The following is a 6,499-nucleotide window of genomic DNA, read 5'->3' as shown; positions in this document are numbered from 1 at the left end:
TGGGTCCGGTTGCAGGGGTGTCCGCGGCATGGATGCCGCGGCCAAGCCCCCAGGGATGGGTTTACGGCGTCCCCTGCAACCGGACCCACCCCGCCAACCCACGGATAGCCCGCTTCTGCTGTTGACGTTGCCTCTGCAGGTGCAGGGCTGCAAGCCCTGCAAACCCACCCTCCCTCAGTGAGCAGCAGGCCGAGACGGCGGCAGCCATGCCGCCACGATGCCCAGCAGCGGCAGGAACGCGGTCAGCTGGTAGACGTACTCAATGCTGGTCTTGTCCGCCAGTAGGCCCAGCACGGCAGCACCCAGTCCACCCATGCCGAAGGCGAAGCCGAAGAACAGGCCGGACACCATGCCGATGCGGTGCGGCATCATCTCCTGCGCATACACCACGATCGCCGAGAACGCTGACGACAACACGAAACCGATCAGCACGGCCAGTACCGTGGTCCAGAACAGATCCGCATGCGGCAACATCAGGGCAAACGGGGCCACGCCGAGGATCGAGGTCCAGATGATCGGCTTGCGGCCGATGCGGTCACCCAGCGGGCCGCCGAGGAAGCCGCCGGCGGCGGACGCCACCAGGAACGCGAACAGGTGCAGCTGCGCCTGTGCCACCGGAATGCCGAAGTGGTGGATCAGGTAGAAGGTGAAGTAGCTGCCGATGCTGGCCATGTAGAAGTATTTGCTGAAGATCAGCACCAGCAGGATCGCCAGCACCTTGGCCACGGTGCGCGACGGATGCCGCGGGGCCATCGACGCGGTGCTGGCCGGACGCGGGGTGCCCAGATGCAGCGCATACCAGCGGCCGACATAGGTCAGCAACGCGATGCCGATCAGGGCGGCGCCGGCAAACCATGATGCGGCATGCTGGCCATACGGCACGATCACCGCCGCGGCAATCAGCGGGCCCAGCGCGGTACCGAAGTTGCCGCCGACCTGGAACACCGACTGTGCAAAACCATGTCGACCGCCCGAGGCCAGCCGCGCGATGCGCGAGGCTTCCGGATGGAAGATGGCCGAACCAATGCCGACCATCGCCGCCGCCATCAGCACCACCGCGTAGTTCGGTGCGAAGCCCAGCAGCAGCATGCCGCACAGGGTCGAGGCCATGCCGATCGGCAGCGAGTACGGCGCCGGGCGGCGGTCGGTGGCCATGCCGATCAAGGGCTGGAAGATCGAGGCGGTGAGCTGGTAGGTCAGCGTGATCAGGCCGATCTGGGTGAAGCTCAGGTTGAAGCCGCCCTTGATCACCGGATAGATGGCCAGGATCAGCGACTGCATCATGTCGTTGACGACATGCGAGGTGGAAATGGCGGCCAGCACGCCGGGGGCCACCGGGCGTGAGGTCGTTGCAGGAGAAGCCAGGGTTGACATGGACACAGTCAGGTTGGGGGCGAGCCACGCATGCTACGGTGACCTCCCCCTCCCTTCTGCCGCGTTCGGGTCATGGCATATCGCAAAAAGGACACCCCCTGCCCGGTCCGCGAGACTGCGCCGTGGAACGAGGTTCCGGTGCACCGCCCAGTGACCTGCCGCGCCCGCCACTACAAGCCCGGCACCCACATCGCGCCCCACCGGCACCGCCGTCACCAGCTGGTGTTCGCCATGTCCGGACTGATGGTGGTGCGTGCGGACGGCGGCCGCTGGGTGGTGCCTTCGACCCGCGCGATCTGGGTGCCGGCCGGCATGGCGCACGCGGTGGACTGCATCGCCGAGGTACACATGCGCAGCCTGTACGTGGAGCCGGACTTCGCGCCGCAGCTGCCGGACGAGGCATTTGCGGTACAGGTAGCGCCGCTGCTGCGCGAGCTGCTGCTGGCCGCCAGCCTGATCGAGACCGCGCATGTGGACGACAGCCGCGACGGCCGCCTGGTGCGCCTGCTGCTGGACGAGCTGCACCGCATGGACGTGCTGCCGCTGCACCTGCCCTCCCCCACCGACCCGCGCCTGCAGCGGATCTGCCAGCACATCCTGAAGCATCCCGGCGACGACGCCACGCTGCAGGATTGGGCGCAGGCGCTGCAGGTGGACGTGAAAACCATCCAGCGCCATTTCGCCAGCGAACTGGGCATGACGTTCGGCCAGTGGCGACAACAGGCGCGGCTGCTGGCCGCGATGGAACGGCTGGCGGTCGGCGACAAGGTCATCGATGTCGCGCTGGCGATGGGTTACGACAGCCCAAGCGCGTTCACCAGCATGTTCAAGCGGCAGCTGGGGCAGACACCGGCGGCGTTTTTTCGTTGATGCTAACGATCCGCGGGCACATGTGGATCGCGCATCAGACGAAATTCCCATGTATCACTGTCCACCAGCGGATAGTGCAACGGGAAAACCTGTCCTGCCACGCGTGCCTGCACCGGCACACCCTCGATCCGGCAACCTCCGGGCTGGTGGAATCCGACCAGCTCGGTAATGCTCAGATTGTCGGTGTCGTCCTCTGCAGAGAAGTACGCGGCAAACGCCGGATTGCCGCTGACACGACGCCGCAGTACGACCCGCCCAACGTCGGGTGCGTACCAGCTGATGCTTCGCTCCAGGCCCTCGACCACGCCATCACCTGCATTGGGCCTGTCCGCTCCGGCAACTGCGCGCGCATTGGACTTCCGCCAGCGCGCTTCACGCTCGATGCGATAGGCGCTGATATCTCCCAGTGCAGTGCGCACGGTTTCGATGGCCGTTACCCGGCTCTGGCCCTGTTCTTCGTAGTCGTAACGATAACGGCCGGAACGCGCGTTGAACTCTCCGGGCTCCTCGAACCTGTCCTGCCACTGGTCACCCACCTTGAGCGGGAAGCGCAGCAGCACTTTGTCGCCCTTGCGCAGCGGATTGACGTCGGCGTACGTATCGATCCATTCACGCCGTAGAGTTCCCTCCGCGATCTCCAGTTCACGCTGACCGTTCTGGGCTACCTTCAGCAGCATTGGCGTCGCCGGGAAACCCGCTCCGCCGGAGTAGGTCCATTGCGTGCCCGGAGCTGATGTCGGCGCTGCCTGCGGGCCGGACAAGGGCGCGTCCAGGCGGCACTCTTCGGCCGATACCGTGCCGATGAAGGACAAGGCTGCAGTCAACGCCCCGCACAGAATGGCGCGAGGTGCCATGCGCGGTTCGAAATGCAGGTGCAGGATCATGTCGCGCATTGTAAGACCCTCGGACACGAAAACGCCGGGCATGACCCGGCGCTACCGTTCAACGCTTGGGTTGAAAACTCAGGACGTCATCCGGTCCCAGAAGCCCTTCACGCCATCCATGAAGGTGGCCGACTTCGGCGAATGCTTGCGCGCTTCCTCGCCGACGAAGGTGGCTTCGAACTGCTCCAGCAGCTTGCGCTGCTCGTTGGTGAGGTTGACTGGGGTCTCCACCACCACACGGCAGTACAGGTCGCCCTCGCTGCGGCTGCGCACCGAACGCACGCCCTTGCCACGCAGGCGGAACAGCTTGCCGGTCTGGGTCTCGGCCGGGATGCGGATCTCCGCCTCGCCGCCCAGCGTGGCCACGCGCACGGTGTCGCCCAGTGCGGCCTGCGAGATGCGGATCGGCACTTCGCAGTGCAGGTCGTCGCCATCGCGCTGGAAGATCGCATGCTCACGCACGCGCACTTCCACGTACAGGTCACCCGGCGGCGTACCGGCCGGGCCGGCTTCGCCCTCGCCCTGCAGGCGGATGCGATCACCGGTATCGACGCCGGCCGGCACCTTCACCGACAGCACCTTGTCTTCCTCGACACGGCCATTGCCGTGGCAGGTCTTGCAGGGCTTGGCGATGATCTGGCCACGGCCGCCGCAGTTGTGGCAGGCCTGCTGCATGGCGAAGATGCCGCGCTGGATGCGCACCTGGCCACGGCCATGGCAGACGTTGCAGGTCTCGACCTTGCCGTCTTCCGAGCCACTGCCATCGCAGTCGCCACACTCGGCCAGGGTCGGGATCTCGATCCGGCGCTCGACGCCGCGCACGGCTTCTTCCAGGTCCAGCTCCATCACGTAGCCGATGTCGGCACCGCGACGGGCCTGGCGCGGACCACCGCCGCCGCCACCAAAGATGTTGCCGAAGATATCGCCGAAGATATCGTTCATGTCCGGGCCGCCCGGACCGCCGCCGCCACCCATGCCGTGCTCGAACGCGGCATGGCCGTGGCTGTCGTACATGCGGCGCTTGTTGCCGTCGGACAGCACTTCGTAGGCTTCCTTGCACTCCTTGAAGGAGGCTTCGGCCGCCGCATCACCCGGGTTGCGGTCCGGGTGGAACTTCATCGCGCAGCGACGGTAGGCCTTCTTCAGCTCGTCGTCGGTGGCGGTGCGGGCAACGCCCAGCACTTCGTAGTAATCGCGCTTGCTCATATCGTGAATCGGGTTCCGGAAAGTCGGGATTCGTCAAAGCGGAAGAGCGGAACCAGGTCCGCTCTTGCGTCGGGCGCCCCGACACGCCGGTGGGCGGTCAGGACCCTGATGCGACAACGGGACGCTGGTGGCCAGCGTCCCGTGTCGGTCCGGATCAGGACTTCTTGTCGTCCTTGACTTCGGTGAACTCGGCGTCGACCACGTCATCCTGCGCCTTGCCTGCATTGCCGGCGTCGGCACCCGGGGCAGCACCGCCCTGGTCGGCCGAAGCGGCAGCAAACAGCGACTGACCGGCTTCTTCCAGCACCTTCGACTTGGCTTCGATCTGTGCCTTGTCGTCACCCTTCATCGCGGTTTCCAGGTCGGCCAGTGCCGCCTCGACCTTGCCGATCACTTCGCCGCCGACCTTGCTGCCGTGCTCGGTGATGGCGCTGCGGGTGCCGTGGATCAGGGCGTCGGCCTGGTTGCGGGCCTGCACCAGTTCCTGGAACTTCTTGTCTTCTTCGCGGTTGGCTTCCGCGTCGGCGACCATGCGCGCGATCTCTTCCTCGGACAGGCCCGAACCGGCCTTGATCTCGACCTTCTGTTCCTTGTTGGTCTTCTTGTCCTTGGCCGACACGTGCAGGATGCCGTTGGCGTCGATGTCGAAGGACACTTCCACCTGCGGCAGGCCGCGCGGGGCCGGCTCGATGCCGGACAGGTCGAACTTGGCCAGCGACTTGTTGAAGCGGGCCTGTTCGCGCTCACCCTGCAGCACGTGCACGGTCACGGCCGACTGGTTGTCCTCGGCGGTGGAGAACACCTGCGAGGCCTTGGTCGGGATGGTGGTGTTCTTCTCGATGATCTTGGTGAACACGCCGCCCATGGTCTCGATGCCCAGCGACAGCGGGGTCACGTCCAGCAGCAGCACGTCCTTGACGTCGCCACCCAGCACGCCGCCCTGGATCGCCGCACCCAGTGCCACGGCTTCGTCCGGGTTGACGTCCTTGCGCGGTTCCTTGCCGAAGAACTCGGTCACCGCCTGCTGCACCTTCGGCATGCGGGTCTGGCCACCGACCAGGATCACTTCGCTGATGTCGCTCGAACGCAGGCCGGCATCATTCAGGGCGACGCGGCACGGCTCGATCGACTTCTTGATCAGGTCTTCCACCAGCGCTTCCAGCTTGGCGCGGGTCAGCTTGATGTTCAGGTGCTTCGGACCCGACGCGTCAGCGGTGACGTACGGCAGGTTCACTTCGGTCTGCTGGGCGCTGGACAGCTCGATCTTGGCGCGCTCGGCAGCGTCCTTCAGGCGCTGCAGGGCCAGCGGATCCTTGCGCAGGTCGATGCCCTGGTCCTTGTTGAACTCTTCAACCAGGTACTCGATGACGCGGTTGTCGAAGTCTTCGCCGCCCAGGAAGGTGTCGCCGTTGGTGGCCAGCACTTCGAACTGCTTTTCGCCGTCGACGTTGGCGATCTCGATCACCGAGACGTCGAAGGTGCCGCCGCCCAGGTCGTACACCACGATCTTGCGATCCTTGTTGTCGCCCTTGTCCAGGCCATAGGCCAGCGCGGCCGCGGTCGGCTCGTTGATGATGCGCTTGACGTCCAGGCCGGCAATGCGGCCGGCGTCCTTGGTCGCCTGGCGCTGGCTGTCGTTGAAGTAGGCCGGCACGGTGATGACCGCTTCGGTGACCTTCTCACCGAGGAAGTCCTCGGCGGTCTTCTTCATCTTTTCCAGCACCTTGGCCGAGATTTCCTGCGGGGCCATCTTCTTGCCGTCGCTGGTCGACACCCAGGCATCGCCATTGTCATGGGCGAGGATGCCGTACGGGACGTGGGCGATGTCCTTCTGCACTTCGGCGTCGGTGAACTTGCGGCCGATCAGGCGCTTCACCGCGTAGAAGGTGTTCTTCGGGTTGGTCACGGCCTGGCGCTTGGCCGAGGCGCCGACCAGGACTTCGCCGTCCTTGGTGTAGGCGACGATCGACGGGGTGGTGCGATCGCCTTCCGAATTCTCGATGACGCGGGCCTTGCCGCCGTCCATGATCGCCACGCACGAGTTGGTGGTGCCGAGGTCGATACCAATGATCTTGCCCATGGGGGAGACTCCTGAGGATGCTTGTTGGGGTCAGTCCGGCCGCTCGGCCGGTGGATGAATACGATGTGGGGGAGGCTCGTGGAAC

General features: G+C 65.6%; 5 protein-coding genes. 1 reads left to right on the top strand and 4 read right to left on the bottom strand.

Annotated features, from left to right (window positions below; genetic code table 11):
- Positions 1–174: 174 nt before the first annotated feature.
- A complete protein-coding gene (locus AC13FN_RS05700) occupies positions 175–1,374 on the bottom strand; it encodes an MFS transporter (protein WP_029379945.1) in 1,200 nt (399 codons plus the stop codon).
- 72 nt (positions 1,375–1,446) lie between these two features.
- On the opposite strand from AC13FN_RS05700, the gene AC13FN_RS05695 reads away from it, so the two are divergent.
- Entirely contained in the window at positions 1,447–2,244 is a 798-nt protein-coding gene (locus AC13FN_RS05695; RefSeq protein WP_217015655.1) for an AraC family transcriptional regulator, read from the top strand.
- 2 nt (positions 2,245–2,246) lie between these two features.
- Here the strand turns inward: AC13FN_RS05695 and AC13FN_RS05690 are convergent, their stop codons facing one another.
- From AC13FN_RS05690 to dnaK, 3 genes are all read right to left on the bottom strand, one after another.
- Positions 2,247–3,137 (bottom strand): hypothetical protein, encoded by an 891-nt coding sequence (locus AC13FN_RS05690; RefSeq protein WP_148563081.1) that lies wholly within the window; start codon positions 3,135–3,137, stop codon positions 2,247–2,249.
- 69 nt (positions 3,138–3,206) lie between these two features.
- On the bottom strand, positions 3,207–4,334 hold the full coding sequence (dnaJ, locus tag AC13FN_RS05685; protein WP_049434941.1) for a molecular chaperone DnaJ: 1,128 nt from the start codon (positions 4,332–4,334) through the stop codon (positions 3,207–3,209).
- Positions 4,335–4,488: 154 nt separating this feature from the next.
- The gene (gene dnaK, locus AC13FN_RS05680) at positions 4,489–6,414 is read right to left on the bottom strand and encodes a molecular chaperone DnaK (RefSeq protein WP_049434940.1); all 1,926 of its coding nucleotides are present in this window, start codon (positions 6,412–6,414) and stop codon (positions 4,489–4,491) included.
- Positions 6,415–6,499: the final 85 nt, after the last annotated feature.

Source organism: Stenotrophomonas sp. 115C5, assembly GCF_056861055.1.
This window is presented reverse-complemented; position numbering and strand designations above follow the sequence as displayed.

Excerpts from the sequence above, each read along its gene's own strand:
- AC13FN_RS05700 (WP_029379945.1), bottom strand. The coding sequence starts at position 1,374 with ATGTCAACCCTGGCTTCTCCTGCAACGACCTCACGCCCGGTGGCCCCC.
- AC13FN_RS05695 (WP_217015655.1), top strand. The coding sequence starts at position 1,447 with ATGGCATATCGCAAAAAGGACACCCCCTGCCCGGTCCGCGAGACTGCG.
- AC13FN_RS05690 (WP_148563081.1), bottom strand. The coding sequence starts at position 3,137 with ATGCGCGACATGATCCTGCACCTGCATTTCGAACCGCGCATGGCACCT.
- dnaJ (WP_049434941.1), bottom strand. The coding sequence starts at position 4,334 with ATGAGCAAGCGCGATTACTACGAAGTGCTGGGCGTTGCCCGCACCGCC.
- dnaK (WP_049434940.1), bottom strand. The coding sequence starts at position 6,414 with ATGGGCAAGATCATTGGTATCGACCTCGGCACCACCAACTCGTGCGTG.